This window comes from Cellulomonas sp. P1_C4 (genome assembly GCF_056406355.1).
On record NZ_JBFUAI010000008.1, the window covers coordinates 57,793 to 81,465 of the forward strand.

At 70.7% G+C, this 23,673-nt stretch carries 19 protein-coding genes; 11 read left to right on the top strand and 8 right to left on the bottom strand.

The annotated features are described in order from the left end of the window. Positions 1-178 precede the first annotated feature (178 nt). From AC1DYZ_RS07990 to AC1DYZ_RS08025, 8 genes are all read left to right on the top strand, one after another. Positions 179-733, top strand: coding sequence for an NUDIX hydrolase (locus AC1DYZ_RS07990; protein ID WP_456825037.1), 555 nt, complete (start codon positions 179-181; stop codon positions 731-733). Next, entirely contained in the window at positions 730-2,814 is a 2,085-nt protein-coding gene (locus tag AC1DYZ_RS07995) for a DUF6049 family protein (protein ID WP_477064670.1), read from the top strand. Before AC1DYZ_RS07990 ends, AC1DYZ_RS07995 begins: the two co-directional genes overlap by 4 nt. Then, positions 2,811-4,466 carry a murein biosynthesis integral membrane protein MurJ gene (murJ, locus tag AC1DYZ_RS08000; protein WP_477064671.1) on the top strand — a complete coding sequence of 552 codons (1,656 nt, stop codon included), beginning with the start codon at positions 2,811-2,813 and terminating at the stop codon, positions 4,464-4,466. The genes AC1DYZ_RS07995 and murJ overlap by 4 nt, the downstream gene beginning before the upstream one ends. A gap of 33 nt (positions 4,467-4,499) precedes the next feature. Then, positions 4,500-6,482, top strand: a complete 1,983-nt coding sequence (locus AC1DYZ_RS08005; RefSeq protein ID WP_477064672.1) for a protein kinase family protein — start codon at positions 4,500-4,502, stop codon at positions 6,480-6,482. 78 nt (positions 6,483-6,560) lie between these two features. Further along, a complete protein-coding gene (gene trxB / locus AC1DYZ_RS08010) occupies positions 6,561-7,580 on the top strand; it encodes a thioredoxin-disulfide reductase (protein ID WP_477064673.1) in 1,020 nt (339 codons plus the stop codon). Beyond that, on the top strand, positions 7,577-7,909 hold the full coding sequence (gene trxA / locus AC1DYZ_RS08015; RefSeq protein WP_477064674.1) for a thioredoxin: 333 nt from the start codon (positions 7,577-7,579) through the stop codon (positions 7,907-7,909). Before trxB ends, trxA begins: the two co-directional genes overlap by 4 nt. Positions 7,910-8,005: 96 nt before the next feature. After that, positions 8,006-9,352: an aminotransferase-like domain-containing protein gene (locus AC1DYZ_RS08020; RefSeq protein WP_477064675.1), complete on the top strand. Its 1,347-nt coding sequence runs from the start codon at positions 8,006-8,008 to the stop codon at positions 9,350-9,352. A gap of 99 nt (positions 9,353-9,451) precedes the next feature. Further along, complete coding sequence (locus AC1DYZ_RS08025; RefSeq protein WP_477064676.1) at positions 9,452-10,402, top strand: D-alanine--D-alanine ligase family protein; 951 nt, start codon at positions 9,452-9,454, stop codon at positions 10,400-10,402. 146 nt (positions 10,403-10,548) lie between these two features. Here AC1DYZ_RS08025 and AC1DYZ_RS08030 read toward each other — a convergent pair whose 3' ends face one another. Together AC1DYZ_RS08030 and AC1DYZ_RS08035 are read right to left on the bottom strand one after the other, a co-directional pair. After that, positions 10,549-11,751 (bottom strand): ParB/RepB/Spo0J family partition protein, encoded by a 1,203-nt coding sequence (locus AC1DYZ_RS08030; protein WP_477064677.1) that lies wholly within the window; start codon positions 11,749-11,751, stop codon positions 10,549-10,551. Then, entirely contained in the window at positions 11,748-13,127 is a 1,380-nt protein-coding gene (locus AC1DYZ_RS08035) for a ParA family protein (protein WP_477064678.1), read from the bottom strand. The genes AC1DYZ_RS08030 and AC1DYZ_RS08035 overlap by 4 nt, the downstream gene beginning before the upstream one ends. A gap of 373 nt (positions 13,128-13,500) precedes the next feature. Between AC1DYZ_RS08035 and AC1DYZ_RS08040 the strand changes: the two genes are divergently transcribed. After that, a complete protein-coding gene (locus AC1DYZ_RS08040) occupies positions 13,501-13,749 on the top strand; it encodes a hypothetical protein (protein ID WP_477064679.1) in 249 nt (82 codons plus the stop codon). 12 nt (positions 13,750-13,761) lie between these two features. Here the strand turns inward: AC1DYZ_RS08040 and rsmG are convergent, their stop codons facing one another. From rsmG to rpmH, 6 genes are all read right to left on the bottom strand, one after another. Beyond that, positions 13,762-14,421, bottom strand: coding sequence for a 16S rRNA (guanine(527)-N(7))-methyltransferase RsmG (rsmG, locus tag AC1DYZ_RS08045; protein WP_477064680.1), 660 nt, complete (start codon positions 14,419-14,421; stop codon positions 13,762-13,764). A 2,905-nt stretch (positions 14,422-17,326) separates the two neighbouring features. Further along, positions 17,327-17,839, bottom strand: coding sequence for a Jag family protein (locus AC1DYZ_RS08050; protein ID WP_477064681.1), 513 nt, complete (start codon positions 17,837-17,839; stop codon positions 17,327-17,329). Positions 17,840-17,872: 33 nt separating this feature from the next. Continuing rightward, on the bottom strand, positions 17,873-18,934 hold the full coding sequence (yidC, locus tag AC1DYZ_RS08055; protein ID WP_477064682.1) for a membrane protein insertase YidC: 1,062 nt from the start codon (positions 18,932-18,934) through the stop codon (positions 17,873-17,875). 22 nt (positions 18,935-18,956) lie between these two features. Beyond that, positions 18,957-19,253: a membrane protein insertion efficiency factor YidD gene (yidD, locus tag AC1DYZ_RS08060; protein WP_477064683.1), complete on the bottom strand. Its 297-nt coding sequence runs from the start codon at positions 19,251-19,253 to the stop codon at positions 18,957-18,959. A 7-nt stretch (positions 19,254-19,260) separates the two neighbouring features. Further along, positions 19,261-19,626, bottom strand: coding sequence for a ribonuclease P protein component (rnpA, locus tag AC1DYZ_RS08065; protein ID WP_477064684.1), 366 nt, complete (start codon positions 19,624-19,626; stop codon positions 19,261-19,263). Between the two features lie 11 nt (positions 19,627-19,637). Beyond that, complete coding sequence (gene rpmH / locus AC1DYZ_RS08070; RefSeq protein WP_159808264.1) at positions 19,638-19,775, bottom strand: 50S ribosomal protein L34; 138 nt, start codon at positions 19,773-19,775, stop codon at positions 19,638-19,640. A 502-nt stretch (positions 19,776-20,277) separates the two neighbouring features. Between rpmH and dnaA the strand changes: the two genes are divergently transcribed. Together dnaA and dnaN are read left to right on the top strand one after the other, a co-directional pair. Beyond that, a complete protein-coding gene (gene dnaA / locus AC1DYZ_RS08075; protein WP_477064685.1) occupies positions 20,278-21,819 on the top strand; it encodes a chromosomal replication initiator protein DnaA in 1,542 nt (513 codons plus the stop codon). 720 nt (positions 21,820-22,539) lie between these two features. After that, entirely contained in the window at positions 22,540-23,670 is a 1,131-nt protein-coding gene (gene dnaN / locus AC1DYZ_RS08080) for a DNA polymerase III subunit beta (RefSeq protein ID WP_477064686.1), read from the top strand. The last annotated feature ends 3 nt before the right edge of the window (positions 23,671-23,673 follow it).

Sequence of the window (23,673 nt, forward strand, 5' to 3'; positions counted from 1 at the left end):
GGGCGGATCGAGGGACGGCACTCGTCCAAGCCTGCCATGTCCCGAGTGCTGGGTGGAGTGCAGCGGAGGGTGGGGGCGCGCCAGCGCACCCGCCCGCAGCGGAGCGCAACCCAGCGCGAGCGAGGGATCTGCCGCGATGCGGACGGGACCCTGCGTGCCGAGTAGTTACAGTGTCGATATGTCGAGCCCGGCGCACCCACCCGTCCCCGGGGGCGTCCCATCGCCACCGGGCGGTCATCCGCTGCGCATCGACCCGCGTCACACGCTCGTCCGGGTGCCCTCCGTCCCGTTGCCCGTCGTCGACGAGACCTCGGCCGGCGGCATCGTCGTCAGCCGCCGCGACGGCGTCGACCACGCCGCCGTCATCGCCCGCCGCAACCGAGCCGGCCGCCTGGAGTGGTGCCTGCCGAAGGGGCACCTCGAGGGCGACGAGACGCCGGAGCAGGCCGCGGTGCGGGAGATCGCCGAGGAGACGGGTATCACCGGAGAGGTCCTGCGGCGTCTCGGTGTCATCGACTACTGGTTCAGCGGGGACGACCGCCGCGTGCACAAGGTGGTGCACCACTTCCTGCTGGGTGCGACGGGCGGGTCGCTGACCGTCGAGGGCGACCCGGACGGCGAGGCCGAGGACGCCGCGTGGATCCCCGTGGCCGAGCTGCACGGGATCCTCGCGTACCCGAACGAACGCCGGCTCGCCGAGGCAGCACTCCTCGTGCTCGTCGGCGAGGCATGAGCGCCCGCTCGCTGCGACGCCGGGTGCTCTGCGCGGCCCTGGCGGTCGCGGGCGCGCTCGCGGGCCTCGCAGTCCCCGCGCAGGCGGCGACCGACGACCCTGACCTGCCTGTCTCCGTGCAGATCACGGCGGTCTCCCCGAGCGTGCTTCAGCCGGGCGACGACCTGCACGTGACGGCGGTCCTGCGCAACGACGGCGACACCGAGATCGCCGCGCCGAGTGCCGCACTGCGGCTCAGCCGGTTCCGCATCGCCTCACGGACCGAGGTGGAGGCCTGGTCCTCCGCCGGGACCGTCGGACTCAGCCGCACGTCCCGGGTCGCCACCGCGCCCGTCGCCGCGCCGCTGGCTCCTGGCGCGAGCGCGACCGTCGACCTCGTCGTCCCGGCGGCGGGGATCCGCCTGCTCGAGGGTCCGGACACGTGGGGCCCCCGCGGCCTCGTGGTCGAGGCGCTCGACGGGTCCGACCGCGTCGGCCTGCAGCGCACGTTCCTGCTCTGGCTCACCACCGACGATGTCCCGCAGACGCCGGTGTCGATCCTCGTCCCGGCCGTCGGCCCTCCGTCGCCCGCCCCGCAGACGGCCGACGACGCGGCGACCGCCGAGCTCGACCAGGCGACCGCACCGGGCGGTCGGCTGCACGCGCTGTCCACCGCGATCGCGACCGATCGCGACATCGGCGTGGCCGTGGACCCCGCGCTGCTCGCCTCCGCGGGCGCCGGCACGCCGCGGACCCAGGCCTGGGCCGAGGAGCTCACCGACGCCCTCACCTCGCACGACGTCATCGCGCTGCCCTGGTCGGACCCGGATCTCGCGGCCGCGGCGCACGCGAACCAGGACGACCTCGTGCAGCTGGCCGTCGACCGGACTGCACAGGCCGGCGTGCCCGGCCTCGCGGCGACGACCGGACTCCTGTGGGCGCCCGGGACCGACCTGCCGGACCAGGCGACCGCGGCCGTGACCCCGCAGGTGGATGCCGATCTCCTCGTGCTGCCTCCGCGCACCGACACGGACGCCGCTCAGACGCCCGACGCCCGCGGGGCGGCGCGCACGTCCGCGGGCACGGTCGCGACGCTCGGCCCGGACGCGACGCTCACGCAGCTGCTGGCCAACCCGGAGAAGGTCGAGCCCGGTGCGACGCCGGCGACGGCCGCGCAGAGGACGCTCGCGGAGCTCGCCGTGATCAGCCGAGAGTCGTCCGAGCCCCCGCGGATGCTCCTCGCGCCCGGGCGCGCATGGGTCCCGGACCAGGCGAACGTCGCCGCGCAGCTCACCGCGCTGCAGTCCGCCCCCTGGGTCCGGCTCACCTCGGTGTCCACGCTGCTCGACTCGACCGACCCGGCGCGCACCGTGCTCCCGGCGGACAGCACGAACCCCGCCGAGCTGGCGCCGTCCAGCGTCGACGCCCTGGCCGACGCCCGCAGCAGGGCCGTGGCCTTCGCGAGCGTGACGAGCGAGCCCGCGATCCTGCTGGACGGCGTGGACGACGAGGTGCTCGCGCCGCTGGCCGTCGCCTGGCGCACGGAACCGGTCGCCCGCGACGCGCTCGTCACCTCGGTGGTCGCGGACGTCGACGCGCGCACCACCGGCCTCAGCATCGCGCAGGTCAGCGACGTCCGCGTCGCTGCGGCGGACAGCGTGCTGCCCGTCATCGTGCGCAACACCCTCGCCGTCCCCGCGACCGTCCTGCTCGAGGTCACTCCCCGCAAGGCGTGCCTCGAGGTCGGCGAGGTCTCGCCGGTGGCGGTCGACGCGCAGAGCGAGGTCAACGTCCGGATCCCCCTCCACGCCCGGGCGAACTGCTCGGTCGTCGTCACCGCCCGGCTCACGGCCACGGACGGCCTCCCCGTGTCGCCGGCCGTGCGCTTCACGGCGCAGGTCGCGCCGACCATCGAGAGCATCGGCACCATCGTCGTCGGCGTCCTGCTCGCGCTCGGTCTCATCCTCGGCATCGTGCGCACGGTCCGCCGCGGCCAGAGCGCCCGCCGTGGAGCCAAGAGGGTGGCGGAGTCAGACGCACCGACGTCCCTCCCGGTGCTCGGTGGCACCCCCGACGAGACGGCCGAAGAGGACTCCCGATGAGCTCCACGACCGATGGCGGGATCCGCCGCGGCGCGGCCCTGATGGCGTCGGGCACGGCCGCCTCGCGCGTGCTCGGCCTGCTGCGCGGGATGGTCCTGGCCACCGCGATCGGCGCCACGGGCCAGGCGGCCGACGCGTTCGCCGTGGCCAACAAGCTGCCCAACGTCCTCTACATGCTGCTCGCGGGCGGCGTGCTCAACGCGATCCTCGTGCCGCAGGTCGTGCGCGCCTACAAGCGCAAGGCGGGGCAGGAGTACGTCGACCGCCTCCTCACGCTCGGCTTCGTGCTGCTGGCCGCGGCCACCCTGGTCCTCACGCTCCTCGCGCCGTGGCTGGTGGACCTCTACTCGGACTTCGACAACGCCGCCCAGAACCAGCTGGCGACGACCTTCGCGTACTGGTGCATCCCGCAGCTGTTCTTCTACGGCGCCTACGCCCTGCTCGGGCAGGTGCTGAACGCACGCGGGTCGTTCGGCCCGTACATGTGGGCGCCGGCGGTCAACAACATCGTCGCCATCGCCGGGTTCGGCGTGTTCATCGTGCTCTTCGGCGGCTGGAAGAGCTCGGGCGTCGTGGACGCGTCGTCGTGGACCACCGGGCAGACCACCCTGCTCGCCGCCGCCGCGACGCTCGGGGTGGTCGCGCAGGCGGTCGTGCTCTTCCCCGCCCTGCGCCGGGCCGGCGTGCACTACCGGCCGCGCTGGGGGCTGCGCGGTTCGGGCCTCAGCACCGCCGGCGGCGTCGCCACCTGGACGCTCCTGGGCCTGACGGTGGGGCAGCTGGGCTACCTCGTCGTCTCCCGCGTGTCCTCCTCGGCCCCGGCCGCCGCCGTCGCGCAGGGCGCCTCCGCCACCGCCGTCGCCGGCCCGGCTGCCTACGACGTCGCGTTCCTCATCTTCATGCTTCCCCACTCGCTGGTGACGGTCTCCCTCGCGACGGCCCTGTTCACCCGGCTGTCCGGGCAGGCCCACGACAAGGACGTCGCCGGCGTGCGGTCGACGCTCTCCTCGGGGCTGCGGGTGGTCGGCGTGTTCACCGTGTTCGCGACCGTCGCCATCGCCGTGCTCGCCCTGCCGCTCACGCGCGTCGTGCTGGCCACCGCGTCCGCCGGGTCCGCCGACGCCGTCGCGACCGTGGTGCTGACGATGATCGTCGGGCTGCCCGCGTTCGGCGCCTGGTCGATGTTCCAGCGCGCGTACTACGCGTACGAGGACGCCCGCGCCATGGTCCCCATCCAGGTGGTGATGGCGGCCGTCGTGGTCGTCGGCGCCGTCCTGTCGAGGGCGATCCTGGACCCGATGTACTGGGTCGCCGGCGCCGGCGCGGGCATGAGCATCTCCTATCTCGTCGGCGCGGGGATCGCGCAGTGGCGGCTCCGGCGTCGGCTCGGGGGCATCGACGGCACCCGGGTGCTCCGGGTTCTGGCTCGGGCGAGCGTCGTGGCACTCGTCACCGCCGGCGTCGGGTTCGGCGTGCTGCAGCTGCTCGGTCTCGTCCTGTCGACCGGGTTCGTGGCATCGCTGATCCAGTGCGCCGTCGTCGGCACCGTCATGGGCCTGGTCTACGTGGGTGGCCTGCGGCTGCTGCGCGTCGACGAGCTCGACAGCCTGCTTCTGCCGCTGCTCCGCCGCATGCGCGGAGGACGCCGCTGATCCGGCACGTCTAGCATGCAGGGTGTCGTGCCGGTGGCAGGGCAGGTGATCGACACGGAGGTGCTGGTGAGCGAGGTCGTCGGACGAGGCACGGTGCTCGCGGGCCGCTACCGCGTGCTGGCCCCGGTGGAGTCAGACCTCGAGGGGGCCAGCGCCTGGCAGGCCACCGACCAGATCCTCGACCGCCCCGTCCGGGTCCGCATCCTCGAGCACGGCGCCGTCGCGCCCGCACTCGATGCCGCCCGTCGCGCGGCGCTGGTCACCGACTCCCGGCTCGTCCGCGTGCTCGACGTCGGCACCCACGAGGGGTACGGCTACGTCGTCTCGGAGCAGCTGGTGGGGCCGTCCCTCGCCGCGCTCGTCGCGCAGGCGCCACTGACGGCCGATCAGGCCCGCGCGGTCGTCGGCGAGGCTGCCTCGGCGCTCGAGGTCGCTCGGCGGCGCGGCGTCCACCACCTGGCGCTGCGCCCGTCCGTGCTGCACGTGAGCCCCGACGGGCGCGTGCTCCTGGGCGGGCTGGCGCTCGACGCCGCGCTGCTCGGCGACTCCGGCGGTGATGCCCGCTTCACTACGCGTGCCGACGCCGTCGGGCTCGTCCGGCTCCTGTACGCCGCCCTCACCGGTCTCTGGCCGGCAGACCCCCGCGCACCCCAGACCCCGGGCGGCGAGACGCTCCCGCCCGCGCCGATCGTCGACGGCTCGTTCGTCGCCCCCGCGGACCTCGTCCCGGGCGTGCCCAACGACCTCGACACGCTGTGCGTCGTGACGCTCGGCCCGAACGACGACGGTCCGCACAGCCCCGGCGAGCTCGTGCGCGAGCTCGAGCCGTGGGGCGAGATCCGGACCTCCGGCGGCAACGTCGCAGCCGTCGGCGGAGCGGTCGCCGCCGCGCAGTTCCCACCCACGGGCGCGGCCGCGCCCGGCGGCGGCGTTCCCGTCCCCGACGAGGACGACCAGCAGGACACCGCACCCGTCGTCGTGCAGCGCCAGTCGGTGCGGACGGCGTTCCAGCAGCAGGACCCACCCGGGGCGAACCGGCCCGGCACGCCGCCGCCCGCCACCCCCGCACGCGCGGGCTCGCTGGGCGCAGGTCCGGCCGACGACACGCCCGCGATCGGCCTGGCCGTCCCGCCGATCGCCGCCGCCGCAGCGCTCTCGGCCACCACACCGCTCCCGCCCACGGCGCCGCCGCCCCCCGTCGTGCCGACCGTGATCCGCCGGCCCGTCGCTCAGACGACCGGGGCCGGAGCGCCGCCGTCGGTGCCGCCGGCTGCGCCCCCTCCCGTCCCGCCGGTTCCGGTACCGCCGCCCGACCAGCCGACCTCGGCATTCGATTTCGGCGACGTCATCGGCGCGGAGCAGGCGCCCCGGCAGACAAAACTCCGGTTCGACCCGACCGCGTTGGTGCTGATCATCGTCGCGATCGCCGTGATCATCGGCGTGGTCCTGGCCTTCAAGGCGCTGTTCTCGTCCACGACCCCCACCGGGTCGCCCGAGCCCGCGCAGAGCACCTCCGCGGCGGCGACGCCCGCCGCCCCGACAGACGCAGCMGCCGCGCCACCCGCCGAGCCCGCGGCGCCGGCCGCCGGTCCGCCGGTCATCGCCTCGGCCACGACGATCGACCCCTCCGACGCGGACGGAGAGCACCAGGAGGACGTCGCCAAGGCCTACGACGGCGACCCGTCGACGTTCTGGTACACCCAGACGTACAAGCGCTCGGACTTCGCCGGCTTCAAGGACGCCGTCGGCTACGCGATCACGCTCACGACGAAGACGACCGTGAGCACCGTGACGCTGCACTCCAACGCCACGGGGGGCAACGTCGAGATCCGCGCGACGGACGCGGCGAACCCGACCACGGGGCCGGTGCTGGCCTCCGGGCCGTTCGGCCCCGACTCCGTCTTCACGCTCAACCCGGCCACCGAGACGCAGAGCCTCGTCCTGTGGATCACCGACCTCCCGACGATGCCCGACGGCTCGTTCCGGCTCGAGCTCACCGAGATCGCCCTCTCCTGAGGCGTCCTGACGCCGGTTCCGGAACAGATCCCGCCTAGGATCGGTTGATCCCGTCAGCCCCGCCGGAACGTCTCCGGCATGTCGAGCCGCAAGGAAGTCCCCGTGACCGAGCAGTCCACCACCATCCGCGATCTCGTCATCGTCGGCTCGGGCCCGGCCGGCTACACCGCCGCGATCTACGCGGCCCGCGCGGGCCTGGCGCCCCTCGTCATCGCGGGTTCCGTCACCGCTGGTGGCGCGCTGATGAACACCACCGAGGTCGAGAACTTCCCGGGCTTCCCCGACGGAATCCAGGGCCCCGAGCTCATGGAGGGTCTGCAGAAGCAGGCCGAGAAGTTCGGTGCCGAGGTGCTGTGGGACGACGCCTCGTCGCTGGACCTGACCGGCGAGATCAAGACGATCGAGACGCTCGGCGGCGAGACCTTCCAGGCGCGCGCCGTCATCCTGGCCACCGGCTCCGCCTACCGCGAGCTGGGTCTCGACGACGAGAAGCGCATGTCGGGCCGCGGCGTGTCGTGGTGCGCCACCTGCGACGGGTTCTTCTTCCGCGACCAGGAGATCATCGTGGTCGGCGGCGGCGACTCGGCCGTCGAGGAGGCCACGTTCCTCACTCGGTTCGGCAAGCGCGTCACGCTCGTGCACCGTCGTGACCACCTGCGCGCCTCGAAGATCATGGCCGACCGCGCCGAGAACGACCCGAAGATCGAGTTCGCGTGGAACAGCGAGGTCGTGGCCATCCATGGCGAGAACAAGGTCACCGGCGTGACCCTGCGCGACACCGTGACCGGCGAGACCCGTGAGCACCCCGCGACCGGCGTGTTCGTCGCCATCGGCCACGTCCCGCGCTCGGAGCTGCTGCGCGGCCAGGTCGACCTTGACGACGAGGGCTACGTGCAGGTCATCGGTCGCTCGACCGCCACGAACGTCACCGGCGTCTTCGCGTGCGGCGACCTCGTCGACCACACGTACCGCCAGGCCATCACGGCTGCCGGCTCGGGCTGTGCCGCCGCGCTCGACGCCCAGCACTTCCTGGCGTCGCTCGGCGACCTGGTCGCGCCCGTCCCCCCGATCGAGTCCTACGTGCAGGAGATCCGATGAGCACAACGACCCCCGTCACCGACGCCACGTTCCAGGCCGAGGTGCTCGAGTCGACCGTCCCCGTGATCGTCGACTTCTGGGCGCCGTGGTGCGGCCCGTGCCGCATGGTGGCGCCCGTGCTGGAGGAGCTCGCCGCGCAGTACGACGGCCGCGTGAAGATCGTCAAGCTCAACTCCGACGAGAACCCGCAGGTCACGGGCGACTACGGCATCGTGTCCATCCCGACGCTCAACTTCTATGCGGGCGGTGAGCTGGTGAAGTCCGTGGTCGGCGCCCGGCCCAAGTCGATGATCGCCGAGGACATCGAGAGCGTGCTCGCCTCCGTCTAGTTCCTTCCCCGAGAGCCCCCTGCCCCGCGGCAGGGGGCTCTCGTGTCGCTGGGACGGTGCACGGACCATCGCCGACAGCATGCGAAACTCGGGTGCATGACTGAGCACCCGGTTCCCGACGGCGAGACGTCGGGCCCCCCCACGTCCTCCGCCGCCGGCACCKGAACGCGCCTCGACCGTTGGCTCGGCTCCTACGCCGAACGCACGCACGGCATGCGCTCAAGCGAGATCCGCGCGCTGTTCGCCGTCGCCAACCGTCCCGAGGTCGTCTCGCTCGCCGGTGGCATGCCGTTCCTCGAGGGCCTCCCGCTCGACATCCTGGGCGATCTCGCCCAGCGCGTCGTCGCTACTCGCGGACTGCAGGCGCTCCAGTACGGGTCCGGCCAGGGCGACGAGACGCTGCGCGAGCAGATCCTCGACGTCATGGCGCTCGAGGGCATCGACGCCCACCCCGACGACGTCGTCGTGACCACCGGCTCGCAGCAGGCGCTCGACCTGGTCACTCGCATCTTCATCGACCCGGGCGACGTCGTCGTCGCGGAGGCGCCGTCCTACGTCGGCGCCCTCGGCGTGTTCCGGGCGTACCAGGCCGACGTCGTGCACGTGCCCATCGACGCCGACGGCCTGATCCCGGCCGCCCTGGAGTCGACGCTGTCCTCGCTCGCCCGCGAGGGTCGCCGGGTCAAGTTCCTCTACACCGTGCCCAACTTCCACAACCCCGCCGGCGTCTCCCTGTCCGTCTCACGACGGCCCGAGATCCTCGCGATCGCGCAGCGCTACGGAGTCCTCGTGCTCGAGGACAACCCGTACGGCCTTCTCGGCTTCTCCGGCGACCCGCGCCCCGCGATGCGGTCGCTCGACGACGACGGCGTGCTCTACCTGGGCTCGTTCTCCAAGACGTTCGCCCCTGGGTACCGCGTCGGCTGGGTGGTCGCCCCTCACGCCGTCCGCGAGAAGCTCGTCCTGGCCAGCGAGTCCGCGATCCTCTGCCCGTCCAACGCGTCGCAGATCGCCATCTCGACGTACCTGGCCACCTGCGACTGGCAGGGACAGATCAAGTCGTACCGCGAGCAGTACCGCGAGCGGCGCGACGCCATGGTCGCCGCGCTGTCCGAACATCTTCCCGATGCGTCCTGGAACGTGCCCGACGGCGGCTTCTACACGTGGGTCAAGCTCCCCGACGGCCTCGACGCCAAGGACATGCTGCCGCGAGCCGTCACCGCACGGGTCGCGTACGTTCCCGGCACCGCCTTCTACTTCGACGGCTCGGGCGCGGACCACATGCGGCTCTCGTTCTGCTACCCCACGCCCGAGCGCATCCGCGAGGGAGTCCGACGCCTCGCGGGTGTCGTCGCCGGCGAGCGGGAGCTCGTCGAGCTCTTCGGCACGACGGGATCTGCGGGGCAGCGGGACGTCCAGTCGCCCGCCCCCGATGCCTTCTGACCTGCAGGTTTGTCTGTCCGTCCCGGTGACGGTCTTTCAATCCGCCCACCTGTCCCGTCCTGCGTCGTTCGTTCGCCTCGCCATCGGAGTCGTCCAGCCGTGACCACCACACCGTCGCCCCGCGTCGTCGTCCTCGCCGGGGGCCTCTCCCACGAGCGCGACGTCTCGCTGCGCTCCGGCCGTCGCGTGGCCGACGCACTCCGCTCCGTCGGGGTCGATGTCTCGGTGCACGATGTCGACGCCGACCTGGTCCCCGCGCTCGTCCAGCTCAACCCCGATGTCGTGTGGCCGCTGTTGCACGGGACCAGCGGTGAGGACGGCTCCGTGCGCGACGTCGTCCAGATGCTCGGCCTCCGCCTCCTGGGCACCGGCCCGCGCGAGAGCAGGATCGCGTGGAGCAAGCCCATCGCCAAGACCGTCGCCGCGCGCGCGGGCCTGGCGACGCCCGACTTCGTGACGCTCCCGCAGTCGCTGTTCCGTGAGCTGGGCGCGGCCCAGGTGCTCCGGGCGATCGTCCGTCGACTCGGCCTCCCGGTCGTCGTCAAGCCGTCCCGCGGCGGTTCCGCGTTGGGCGTCACGCTCGTCAGCGACGCCGATGCGCTGCCGCAGGCCATGGTCGACTGCTTCGCCTACAGCGACACCGCGCTGGTCGAGCGAGCCGTGTCCGGAACCGAGGTCGCCGTCAGCGTGGTCGACACGGGCGACGGTCCGTTCGCGCTCCCCGCCGTGGAGATCGTGACCGAGGGACCGTACGACTTCGATGCCCGCTACAACCCCGGGCGCACCGAGTACTTCGCCCCGGCGCGGCTCTCGACGGCCTTGAGCGAGCGGGTCGCCGAGGTCGCCGTCGCCGCTCACGTGGCGCTCGGGCTCGATGGACTGTCGCGTACGGACCTGATCGTCGACGACGCCGGAACCGTGTGGTTCCTCGAGGTCAACGTGGCCCCCGGCATGACCGAGACGTCGCTGCTTCCCCAGGCAGCCGAGGCTGCTGGGTTGCCCCTCGGTCAGCTGTATCGCGCCTTGGTCGACGCCGCGCTGACGCGCTGACATGCAGCAACGCCTGATTTGTACGGTATGTATCTCAGTTGATGTACAGATCGGCTCAGCGTCGGGCTCATCCACCGCACAGCCGCAGGAGAGCCGCTCGCGGCGTCGTTCCGGTCGTTCGGCGCGCGACGTCCCCGTCGCCCCGATCAGCCCTTGAGCAGACCCGGGTCCTCGGGCGCCAGGCTGGCGAGGATCCGGTTCAGGTCCTGCACGGAGGCGAACTCGACGGTCAGACGACCCCGAGACTTGCCCAGGCTGACCTTGACGCGCGTGTCGAATCGATCGGAGAGCCGGGCGGCCAGGTGGTCGAGCGCATCGTTCTTCACGCCCGCGCGCGGGGCGGCCCGTCGCGCGGCGGGCTCGGAGTCACCCCCGAGGGACACGATTTCCTCCACCGCCCGGACCGACAGGCCCTCGGCCACGATGCGCTGAGCCAGCCGCTCGATCGCCGCGCCGTCGTTCAGACCGAGCAGCGCACGAGCGTGGCCGGCCGACAGCACCCCGGCAGCAACGCGTCGCTGGACGAGGGGCGGGAGCTTCAGCAGGCGGAGCGTGTTGGAGATCTGCGGCCGGGAGCGCTGGATGCGGGTGGCCAGCTGCTCGTGCGTGCAGCCGAAGTCGTCGAGCAGCTGCTGGTACGCGGCAGCCTCCTCGAGGGGGTTGAGCTCCGACCGGTGGAGGTTCTCGAGCAGCGCGTCGCGCAGCAGGTCCCCGTCCTCGGTGTCGCGAATGATCGCGGGGATCGTGGCCAGGCCGGCCGCCTGGGTGGCGCGCCAGCGGCGCTCACCCATGATCAGCTCGTATCCGTCGCCTGCGTCGCGGACGACGATCGGCTGGAGAACGCCGACCTCGCGGATCGACCCGACCAGCTCGTCGAGGGCGTCCTCGTCGAAGACGGTGCGGGGCTGCTTCGGGTTGGGACGGATCTCCCCGACCGGCAGCTCAGCGAAACGGGCACCCGGTACGGGCACCAGGCCGTCGACGGTCTCCTCGGCCGGCGTGGAAGCGCCCTGCTCGGCCGGTGTGGAGGCGACCGGGGGCACGACAGCAGCGCCATTGACCGCTGCCGGTGCCTCGACGGTCTCAGTGATGGCGGTGGTTGCCTCGGCCGTCGACACCGCGTCCGGAAGGTCCTCGACCGAGGTCGGCGGCACCTCCACCGGGGGCGCCTCGGTGAGCACGGCCGTCGCACTGCTCCCCTGCGCGACGGCGCCGTCGCCGTTGTCGCGCTTGGGGTCGGGGAAGAAGACGTCGACCGGACGCCCCGCCCCCGTGGGACGCTGGCCGTCCAGCCCGGTGGGGATGAGGGCTCCGAGGCCCCGGCCCAGGCCGCGTCGCTTCTCGCTCACTGTTCCTCCTGAAGCACGGCCGTGGCCGACTGGTGTTCGTGGTGTACGTGCTGGGCGGGCTCGCCGGACGGCTGCCCGTTCGTGTGGGAGGTCGCGCCGGCCGCATCGTCGTCGATCCCCGCGGCACCCCGCTCGGCCACCTCCCGAGCAGCCTCGAGATAGGCCAGCGCGCCGGACGACCCGGGGTCGTACGTCATCACCGTCTGTCCGTAGCTGGGCGCCTCAGAGATGCGGACAGAGCGCGGGACGGTCGTCTTGAGCGTGCGCTCGGGGAAATGCGTCCTGACCTCGGTCGCCACCTGCTGCGCGAGGTTTGTCCGCGCGTCGTACATGGTGAGCAGGATGGTCGAGACGTGCAGCCGAGGGTTCAGGTGCGCCTGGATGAGCTGGATCGTCTTGAGCAGCTGGCTCAACCCTTCCAGCGCGTAGTACTCGCACTGGATCGGGATGAGGACCTCACGAGCCACCACGAACGCGTTGACCGTCAGCAGGCCGAGGCTCGGCGGGCAGTCGACGAAGACGTAGTCGATGCGCGACTGTCCGGTCGCCGTCCGCCACTCGAGGTAGGTATCGAGCGCGTTCCGGAGGCGGGTCTCCCGAGCAACCATGGAGACGAGCTCGATCTCAGCGCCCGACAGGTCGATCGTCGCCGGCAGGCACCACAGGTTGGGGACGTCGGGGCTCTCCTGGACTGCCTCGGACATCGGGGACCCATCGACCAGGACCTCGTAGATCGACGGGGTGCCGGCGCGGTGCTCGACGCCGAGCGCGGTAGACGCGTTGCCCTGCGGGTCGTTGTCGAGAACGAGAACGTTCAAGCCCGCCTGAGCCATTGCCGCGGCGAGGTTGACCGTCGTCGTCGTCTTGCCGACGCCACCCTTCTGGTTCGCCACCGTGATCACCCGCGTCTGCGGCGGACGCGGGAAACGCCGGCCGCGGAGCTCGATGCGTCGCCGGGCGTCCTGCTTCAGCTCGGCCATCAACGGGGTGTCGTCAGTGACGGTCGGCAGACTCTCGACCAGCGCAGCGCGACGGCTCTCCTCGGGATCGAGCTCGTGTCGCGACGCCATGGGCGAGATGGTGTCACGCGCAGCGTCTGCTTCGGTGCCATCGGCCCCCTCACGCGCTGACGCGTCGCTCACATCGGCGACGCCACCCTCTGCGATCGCTGACGTTGCTGCTGTTTCACGTGAAACGGCGCCAACACCATCGCTCGCCGTCGAATCGCCGCCCATGGGCCCAGTTGCATCCCGCACGCCTATCGATGGCGGCAACGACTCAGCCGACGCTTGCCTCGGGGTGTCGGCTGCATCTGTTTCACGTGAAACGGCAGCCGTGGCATCGATGTGATGATCCGACGGCTGCTCGGCCGGCACAGCGGCAGTTCCCTCGGACTCCTCCGTTTCACGTGAAGCGCCGACGGTGGTCGTGTCCGCCGGACCGCTTGCGCCGTTCGCCTCCTCGCGGATGCTCGCGGGGAGGACGACTCCGCTCGCGGGTGCGGCAGCTATCGATCGGCCATCCCCACCGCCGTCCGAACTCGACGTGTTACTCCCCGGAGAGACCGCGCTGCCAGCAGGCGCGGGCGCCGCGACACGCGGCTCGAACACCCGGGGACCTTCTGCGCCCGGCGTGCCTCCACGCGAACCAGGCGCAGGTTCGCCGCCCCACGGCGCCGAGTCGTTAGTGCCGGACGCGCCCGGTGAGGGGACAACAGGTGCAGCGGCAACCGATGCCCCTGGCACCACGGTGCGCCCGGCGGCCTCGCTCGCCACCACCGCGCGTCCGGCGGCCTCGCTCGGCACCCCCACGCGCCTGGCGGCCTCGCTCGGCACCCCCACGCGCCTGGCGGCCTCGCTCGGCACCCCCACGCGCCCGGCGGCCTCGCTCGGGACCGCCGCGCGCCCGGCGGCCTCGCTCGGGACCGCCGCGTCACCGGCGAGTCTGCCCGCGTCCAGTTCGCTGGGCGCGTTCTCCGAGATCGCGGGGTCGTCGTGACGCCGCTTCTTCCTACCGAACACCAGGAACAGCCTCCCGTACGACGCGGACCACCCTCGTCACTTCGACTCCCTCGATTGTCGGAGCCTCGACCACGGAGGCCGCCCCAGCACCGAGCTTGCGGCCGACATGCCTGGCCGCCTCGATCTCCTCCTCTGCCCGGCCACCCTTGAGGGCCACCAGTGAGCCGCCCGCACGCAGAAGGGGCAGCGCCCATCGGTAGAGCTTGTCGAGCGAGGCGACCGCCCGGACGGTCACCGCGTCCGCGGTCAGCTGGCCGTGCTCGTCCTGTGCCCGTCCTCGGCGCACGACGACATTCTCGAGGCGGAGCGCCTCAGCGACCTCACTGAGCCAGTCGGTTCGCCGCTCCATGGGCTCGAGGAGCACGACCTCGACGTCCGGCAACATTGCGGCGACCACCACCCCGGGAAGTCCGGCTCCGCTGCCGAGATCGATGATTCGCCCCGTTGTCGGAAGGAACGGCACCACAGCGGCAGAGTTGAGGATGTGACGCTCCCAGAGCCGGGGAAACTCCCTCGGCCCGACCAGCCCACGAAGCTCGCCCTCGCGGACGAGCAGGTCATGGAAGCCGAGGATGGTGGGCCACGAGCTACCGAAGAAGTGCTCCAGCCGGGGGTCACCGTCAAGAGGGTCGGCTCCGTCGACGTCCATCGACTGAGCTTCCGTCACCGTCTGATCCCCTTGGTTTCACGTGAAACGAACTGCACACGAGCTCCGCGCGAGTGCCACGGTGCCGCCCTGCCGACACCTCACCCGATCGGCGCGGCCCTACCGTACCGTGCCGCGACGCCCTCGCTCCGTACCCCCGCCGGAGCATGTGGACGGACCTACGAGTCAAACAACCAGACTCCCCACTCTCGCTAGATGACAGCCAGACTTGCCGGATCCGCCAAGCCCGCGGCGTCGGCCAGGCGTCGCGCAATTCCTCAGTCCGGGCCCGCGAAGGCCGTGCGCGACCTCATCCGCAAGTCCGTGGCCACCTGCATTCGCGCGTGCCTCCCCATGGAGTTCGCGGCTGCACACCACCTGGACCTTGTGAGCCTGGATGCCGCCAGAACAGACTCGGTGCTGTTGACCGCATTTCCTGATTGCTTCGGAGCCCTCTTTTCGCCCGGGGGTCTTTCGGCAGACGAATCATCGGCGGTCGCAGCCGGGTGGGCCGCGCAGGCCAGTTGGGAGTTCGACGTTCCCACTAGACCACGCCGTCTGTGTGTGGTGGCGACTATGGCGTCGGTGACCAGCAGTGAGGATGTGCCGGTGACCGCGTCCTGCCCCAAGCGGACGGTTGCGCCCCGGGTGAGCGCCGCCGGCTGAGGTCGGCCGAGCTCGCCAGGACCTGACCGGGGGCCCCGCAGGCGAAATCGCTCACCGGCCTCTGAAGGCCCGGCGCCGCGGGCCGCTGAGGATCTAGACGGTGGCTGATTCGGTCGATCAATCCAGAACCACCGAAGAACACGAGCGGCCCCGCCTCGCAGAGGTGCGCCAGACAGGCACGAAGAAGGCGGAGTGCCAATCCCCCGAGGCCAACGGCAAGCCACATGCATGGCACGCCAGCCAACGCCACCTTCGCGGATTGTTCGCGCAGTTGCGACATCGCGAAGCGACCCGCGCAGTGACCCGAGTTTGTAGATGCCCGTCGCCTCGGTTTCACGTGAAACAGCGCTCGGGCGTCGCGGTGGGCGCCTGGGAGCGGGTACAGCGCGTGGCGCTGTTCCTCCGTCAGACACGCCGATCTATACGGTCGGGGCGACGCCCAGGCGCATCCGCGTGATACCGGCGCGAGCTGCCATCCGAGGGACAGCCACGGCATGAGTGCGTCTGATCGGCAATCAATACCGGTCTCAGGCCGGGAATTCCCGTCCCGGGCCCTGTCGGGACGACTCCGCACGCTGCAGTGCCCGCTCTCCGGTTCCTCGTGTCGGGCGGCGCGACGGTTGGGCTCGACCCCTCGACTTCGAGGACCGACCCGTCCCGCGGGCAAGTCCGGGCTTCGCCATGTGCAGGGTCTCCGGGTTGCGTGCATGGTTCCGGTCGCCTGGGGCGCCCACCAGAGACATGAATCTGCCCCCAAAGGGCGGACGCGGACGCGGCGACTTCTCAGCGCCCGGGAAGTGATCGTGGTCGTTCGTGCAGTTCACACCCTGATCTGAACGGTGCTGACCACACGGCTCTGTTGGCCAAACCGACACCGCCCCGGTCGAAGCCATGGCGGCGAAGGACTGCGCGGCACACGAGAGCACCGGAGCGGACCACAGCGCATGCTGGATGGATTGATGGCGCCCGCCAACCAGCGCCATCACGGGCTGTTTCACGTGAAACCACGGCGCTCGCGGATCACAGCCGTGCCGCCGGCGCTCCATGGGGTGTCGGAGGTGCGGAGCACCGATCACCGAGTGGCGAAGACTTGTGGCGATGCAGGCCCGCGAGCCCTACATCCCAGGGTTGTGAAGACGTGACCCAGCCCCAAGCACACCCACCCCGCATCGGCGTCCGTTGCAGCGTGAGGCCAGAACGGGGACAGTCCGCCTGCCTGCCTGCCTGCCTGCCTGCCTGCCTGCCTGCCTGCCTGCCTGCCTGCCTGCCTGCCTGCCTGCCTGCCTGCCTGCCTGCCTGCCTGCCTGCCTGCCTGCCTGCACGAGCATCCCTGTTGCATGGGCACACGTCTTAAGAGAGCACCAATCCTGCACCGCCGAAAGTCTGGGAGCTCCCTGCCCGCCGACTGCGACGAACTTCGACCACGTGCACCTCAGACCGCCCGGGTTCCACGGTTCCACGTGAAACAGGCGGGTGCGCAGCGGCCGCATGAGGCTCTGTGAAGAGTGCACCACTCGTGACGAGAGGCCCCTTCTCAGCGGTCGGCGCTGACGTGGCGCGACGGTCGAGCGCACCGCACCCTGCGCCACGCGACCGTGCGTGATTCGCTCGCCAAGCGCGCCGGGGCCTCATCACGCGGCGAAGACCGTTTCACGTGGAACACCGCTGTCGCCCTTGCGCATCGAAGCCGGCACGGCGCAACACCGCCGCCGGTAGCTGAGCCCAGTGCGCCGGGGCGGTCGGTCAGCCTCGACTCCGACCAACCCCGAAGCCCGCAGACCTGGGGCCCTGGCACGAGGTCTCGTCTCGCGTCCGGATGCAGCGCCTCCTCCGCCGACGCCGAACCGCGCAACTTAAAGAGAAGCTTCGACTGCCACCTGCATGCGAACAACGCCTCGCGATGGTGTGAAGGGGGCAAGCCTCAATCCGGCCGACGGTGCATCCAGGGCCCCGACGCCAGGTTTCAGCCCCCGGCGACGACGGCGCCCCTGCCAGACCTGCTGCTCAACGGCAGTGGTTCCTTTCACGGACGGTCCCAGCTCCGCCCCCGCAACACGACCACCTGACTCACCGAAAAAGTCCGGCCACCCGGAAGGCCCCGCCGCGCCGCGCACGACTGTTTCACGTGGAACAGCCAGGCCCTGCGGTCGCGGATCCACGCGTGCGAACGCCCGGACATGACGAAGGGGCCGGCTCAATGAACCCGCCCCTTGAGTCATCCGCAGCAGCGGAAACTAGCACGTCACGCCGGACGGATCACCACGTGCCGGTTGGGCTCGACACCATCGGAGTCGCTCGACATCCCAGCGGCGGCCACGGCGTCGTGGACCACCTTGCGCTCGAACGGGTTCATCGCATCGAGCGCGACGGCCGCGCCGGACTCGCGCACTCGCGCGATTGCCTCGTTCGCGACCGTCACCAGCTCGGCGCGGCGACCGGCGCGGTAGCCGGCCACATCGAGCATTAGCCGGCTGCGCTCGCCGGTCTTGGCCTGGACGGCCAGGCGGGTCAGCTCCTGGAGCGCGTCCAGCACCTCCCCGTCGGGGCCGGCCAACCGCTCCAGCGACTTGTCGGCGGGGTCTTCGGACACGATCTCCACGGCGGCACGGCCGTGGTCGATGTCGATGTCGATGTCGCCGTCGAGGTCGGCGATGTCGAGCAGCTCCTCGAGGTAGTCAGCGGCGATCTCGCCCTCTTCCTCGAGGCGCTTGGTGCTGACCGTCTCGACGGGGGCGTCAGGCTGGGTCGAAGTCATGGAGTCTCTCCCGATCAACGTCGCGCGTCTGCGCTACTTCTTTGGCTTGGTGGGGGCGCCAGGCGCCTTGGTGCTCGGCCCGTCGGGATCGTCGTCAGTCGACCTCACGGGCTTGTCTGTGACGTCATCGGCGACGACACGAGGCTTGTTGCGGTCCTTGCGCTTCGGCTGCTGCCGCTGGCCGCGCGGCTTCTCCTCGATGAGGAGGGTCGGCGTCGACGGGGCGTCCTCGATCGACGGAGCATGCCCGGCAGCCTTGCGAGCCTTGCGCTCCTTCATCGCGATCTCGGCCTGAGAGCCGGGCGCCGGCATCCGGCGGATCGTGTAGAACTGCTGGCCCATCGACCAGAGGTTGGTGGTGGTCCAGTAGATGAGGACACCGATGGGGAAGTTGACGCCGGAGAAGGCGAAGATCAGCGGCAGGACGTAGAGGAGCACCTTCTGCTGCTGCGCCATCGGGCCCTGGAGTGCGGCCGGCGGCATGTTCTTCATGGTGAGCTGGCGCTGCGTGAGGAACGTCGTCGCGGACATGGCAACGATCAGGACGGCACTGACCACACGGATGTGCCAGTTGTCGCCGGCCTGCATGAACGTCCCGGACAGCGGGGCGCCGAAGATCGTGGCGTTCTCGGCCGACGCCGCGAGCTCGGCCGTCATCGGACCGATCGGCGGGTAGGCGCCGGACGCGACCTGCGGGAGCTCGATGAGCACCCGGAACAGCGCGAAGAAGATGGGGGACTGCAGCAGGATCGGCAGGCACGAGGCGAACGGGTTGGTCCCGTTCTCCCGGTAGAGCGCCATCGTCTCGCGCTGCAGGGCCTCCCGGGATGCCGGGTCGGTCTTCCCCTTGTACTTCTTCTGGATCGCCTGCATCTGCGGCGCGATGAGCTGCATGCCGCGCGACGCCTTGATCTGGCGGAAGAAGAGCGGGATCAGCGCGATCCGGATGACGATCACGAGCCCCACGATGGAGAGCCCCCAGGCGGCGCCGCTGTCGGGGTCGAGCCCGAGCGCGGAGAGGAGCGCGTGGAACTGGACCATGATCCAGGCCACGACGACCATGATGGGTTTGAGCAGACCGTCGAACCACGACATGTGGCAGTACTCCTCGTTGGGGTCAGTGCGTGGCAGCAGCCACGTGGGAATGACGGTGAGCGGACCGCGCAGGTGGAACGTCGTCCACGCCACCCAGGTTCCACGGGTTGCAGCGGAGCAGCCGCCAGACGGCGAGCCGCGTGCCACGGATCGCTCCGTGGCGCTGCACCGCGATCACGGCGTACTGCGAGCAGGACGGGTAGAACTTGCAGGTGGGAGGCGTCATCGGGGAGATGAACCGCTGATAACCCCGGAGCAGCAGCAGGAGCAGCGTCGCCGGAGAACGCACCACGGCACGGACCACCGAGTGGAAACTCATGGGATGACTACGCCTCGCTCCGACGTCGTGCCCGACGTGCGGCCGTCTCGAGCGCACCGTCCAGGTCGGCGCCCAGGAGTGCGAACGGCCGGTCAGCCGCCGACGGAAGTGCCCGGATGACGATGCCCACATCGGACGGCAGACCGGAGAGGCGCGCTCGCACGAGCTCTCGCAACCGGCGCTTGACCAGGTTCCGCGTCACCGCGGTCCCTACGGCCTTGGACACGACAAGACCGACCACCGGCCCGGAGGGCGAGTGATCGGTCCGTGTCGTCAGATGCACCACGAGGGTGTCCCGTCCGCCGCGCGCACCTCTGCGCACCGCCTGCTCGAAGTCGGCAGCGCGGCGCATGCGATGCGCAGCGGACAGCACCGACGGTGGCGTCAGGCCGAGAGCTCCGAGCGGCCCTTGCGGCGACGTGCCGCCAGGATCGCCCGGCCGGCGCGCGTACGCATGCGCAGGCGGAAGCCGTGGGTCTTGGCCCGGCGCCGGTTGTTCGGCTGGAAGGTGCGCTTGGTCACGAGAGTCTCCAACTACATCGGGTGGGCCTCGCATGTGCCGCGCGACCAGGTTCAGGCTGCCGAGATCGAATGCTCCGGGACACACAAGTCATGCGTGCGGCGTCAGGGCGCGCCAGGAGGAGCCATCGATAAGGCTGCAATACCGTACTTCCCGCCGCAGTGGCCGGTCAAATGCGCGCGACTCGCCGCACCGATCGTGCCACAGCACACCCCGACGGGCACCCGCGACGTCACCCGCCCGAGCCCTCGCCGGGTCGACGGTCTGCCACTAGCATCGAGGATCGTCACGGGGGCCGACGGCCTGTGGACCACGACGTGGTGGACAGACCCAGGACACGACGAGCCAGCCCCGACGACCAACCGAGCGAACGCCGTCCTCACCGTGTCGTGGAAGCTCCTGACACCGCCCTGATCATCTGCTCACAGGTGTGGACAACTGTGTGGACAACACAGTCTCGTGCGAGACTCGACCACCCACGCGAACGAACAGCCGAGGTAGCACGTGTCACAGGACGAAGAGCTCTCCCGGGTCTGGGGGCACGTGGTGTCGACCCTCGAGTCGAGCCCGGACATCACGCCACGGCAGATCGCGTTCGTCCGCCTGGCCCGTCCGCTCGGACTCCTCGACGGCACGCTCCTGCTGGCGGTCGGCAACGACCTCACCAAGGACTACCTGGAGTCTCGCGTCCGCGGCGAGGTGACCGTCGCCCTGAGCGCAGCCCTCGACCGTGAGGCCCGGTTCGCCATCACCGTCGACCCCGAGCTGGCCGAGGACGCGCCGCCGGCGCTGCGGGTGGTCGGCACGGAGCAGCGACACGAGGCGTACAGCCCTTCGCGCGACGAGCGCGAGGCGGACGAGGCCGACGCCCGACGCGAGGCTCGCCCGGACCTGTCGCTGGTGTCCGACGACGACGAGACCGACCACGACTCTCGCCGGGGCGGTCGATACAACGGGCGTGGCGACGACCGCCCGTCGTCAGCGAGCACCAACCGACGCCAGCCGGCCGAGCCGGCGCGCCTCAACCCGAAGTACCTCTTCGAGACGTTCGTCATCGGGAGCTCGAACCGCTTTGCGCACGCCGCGGCCGTCGCGGTCGCCGAGGCGCCGGCCAAGGCCTACAACCCGTTGTTCATCTACGGCGACTCGGGCCTGGGCAAGACGCACCTGCTGCACGCGATCGGCCACTACGCGCAGAACCTCTACCCGAGCGTGCGTGTGCGCTACGTGAACTCCGAGGAGTTCACGAACGACTTCATCAACTCGATCAGCGAGGGCAAGGCCGGCGCGTTCCAGCGGCGCTACCGCGAGGTCGACGTGCTCCTCATCGACGACATCCAGTTCCTGCAGGGCAAGGAACAGACGATGGAGGAGTTCTTCCACACGTTCAACACCCTGCACAACGCCAACAAGCAGGTCGTGATCACCTCCGACCTGCCGCCCAAGCAGCTGAACGGCTTTGAGGACCGGATGCGCTCCCGCTTCGAGTGGGGCCTGATCACCGACGTCCAGCCGCCGGACCTCGAGACGCGCATCGCGATCCTGCGCAAGAAGGCCGGCAGCGAGCGGCTGCAGGCGCCGCCGGACGTGCTCGAGTACATCGCCTCGAAGATCTCGACGAACATCCGCGAGCTCGAGGGTGCGCTCATCCGCGTGACGGCGTTCGCCAACCTCAACCGGCAGCAGGTCGACCTCTCCCTCGCGGAGATCGTGCTCAAGGACCTGATCACCGACGACCAGACCACCGAGATCACCGCGACCCAGGTGATCGGCCAGACGGCCGCCTACTTCGGACTGAGCATCGACGACCTGTGCGGCTCGAGCCGCTCGCGGGTGCTGGTCACCGCACGCCAGATCGCCATGTACCTGTGCCGTGAGCTCACTGATCTGTCGCTACCGAAGATCGGCCAGGCGTTCGGTGGTCGCGACCACACGACCGTCATGCACGCGAACCGCAAGATCCGCGAGCTCATGGCCGAGCGCCGGTCGATCTACAACCAGGTCACCGAGCTCACCAACCGGATCAAGCAGCAGAACCGGGGCTGATCAACGCCCGTTTTTGCCCTGTTCGACCGACCACTTCCCCACAGTTATCCACAGCTGTCCACAGGTACCTGGGGATGCTTGTGACGGGATTCACCCGTTCGGCGCATCAACGACGCCGCGCGATCCCCGCGCCGCGCTGACCTGCGGCGATGCGGAAAGTTGGGCAAATCGGTGCGTTGTGTGAGTTCACAAACGGGCATTCGGGTCGTCCCGCCATGAGACAACTCTCACCGTCGGAACGATCCGGGGGGCTTGACCACAACCTTCACCCTGCGGATGAGACAGGCATGGGACGAATCTCCACACCTGTGCGTACACCTGTGGATGACGGTGGACGACCCCCACGTGTCATGTGGACGGGAGGGCTGGCTCTGGTGGACGCGGAATCGGCGAATCACAGCTCTCCACGCCCGTCCACGGTGTGTCCGATCTGGCCCACAAGCGGCGTGCACAGCAAGAACGAGGCCTGACCTGCGCGGACATCGATGATCCACACAGTGCACAGGACCGATGACGATGACGACACTTCTCTCTGTCATGGATCCACACACCGCCAGAGGGCTGCGGCGCTCCACGAACGACACGGTTGTCGTTGTCATCCGCATGCCCGTACCGAGCGTCGGACCACTCGCGTAGTGTTCGCCTGACGCCTGTCCGACCGGACCTCCTCACAACCTGTGACGGCACGCCGGCAGGCCCGCACGACGAGAGGTTTGAGGCATGAGGTTCCGGGTCGACCGCGATGTTCTCGCGGACGCCGTCACATGGACGGCGCGCAGCCTGCCCACACGGCCCCCAGTCCCCGTCCTGGCGGGTGTGCGCCTCGAGGCCGACACCACGGGCACCGTGCAGCTCTCGAGCTTCGACTACGAGGTCTCCGCCCGGTCGCAGATCCCCGCGGACGTCAGCGAGGCCGGCTCCGTGCTCGTCTCGGGACGTCTGCTCGCGGAGATCTCCCGTGCGCTGCCGGACAAGCCCGTCGACGTGGTGCTCGAGGGCACCAAGGTCGTCGTCACCTGCGGTGCCAGCCGGTTCACGCTGCTGACCATGCCGGTCGAGGACTACCCGAACCTTCCGGTGATGCCGCCCACCACGGGCACCGTCGACGGTGACGAGCTCACGCACGCGGTGGCTCAGGTCTCCGTCGCCGCCAGCCGCGACGACACGTTGCCGCTGCTCACGGGCGTGCGGGTCGAGATCGAGGGCGAGAAGGTCACGCTCCTGGCCACGGACCGCTACCGGCTCGCGCTGCGCGAGCTCACGTGGAAGCCGGCGTCGCCGGACATCTCCACCGTCGCGCTGGTCCGGGCTCGCACGCTGTCGGACGCCGCGAAGTCGCTCGGCAGCGCCGGGTCGGTCACCGTCGCGCTGTCCACCGGCTCGGGCGTCGACATGATCGGCTTCGAGGCCGCCGGCCGCCAGACCACCAGCCTGCTCGTCGACGGCGACTACCCCGCCGTCCGCCGGCTGTTCCCGGACGAGACGCCGATCCACGCGGTCGTCGGCACGCACGCCCTCGCGGACGCCGCCAAGCGCGTGGCTCTCGTCGCCGAGCGGAACACCCCGATCCGTCTGTCGTTCAGCGAGGGCCAGGTGGTTCTCGACGCCGGCCAGGGCGACGACGCGCAGGCCTCCGAGGCGCTCGAGGCGACGCTCGTCGGCGACGACATCTCCGTCGCGTTCAACCCGCAGTTCCTCCTGGACGGCCTGGGCGCCCTGAGCACCACGTTCGTGCGCCTGTCGTTCACGCACCCCAACAAGCCCGTGGAGTTCACCGGCCAGGAGTCGCTGGACGGCGAGGACAACCCCGAGTACCGCTACCTGCTGGTGCCGATCCGATTCGCCAGCTGACGG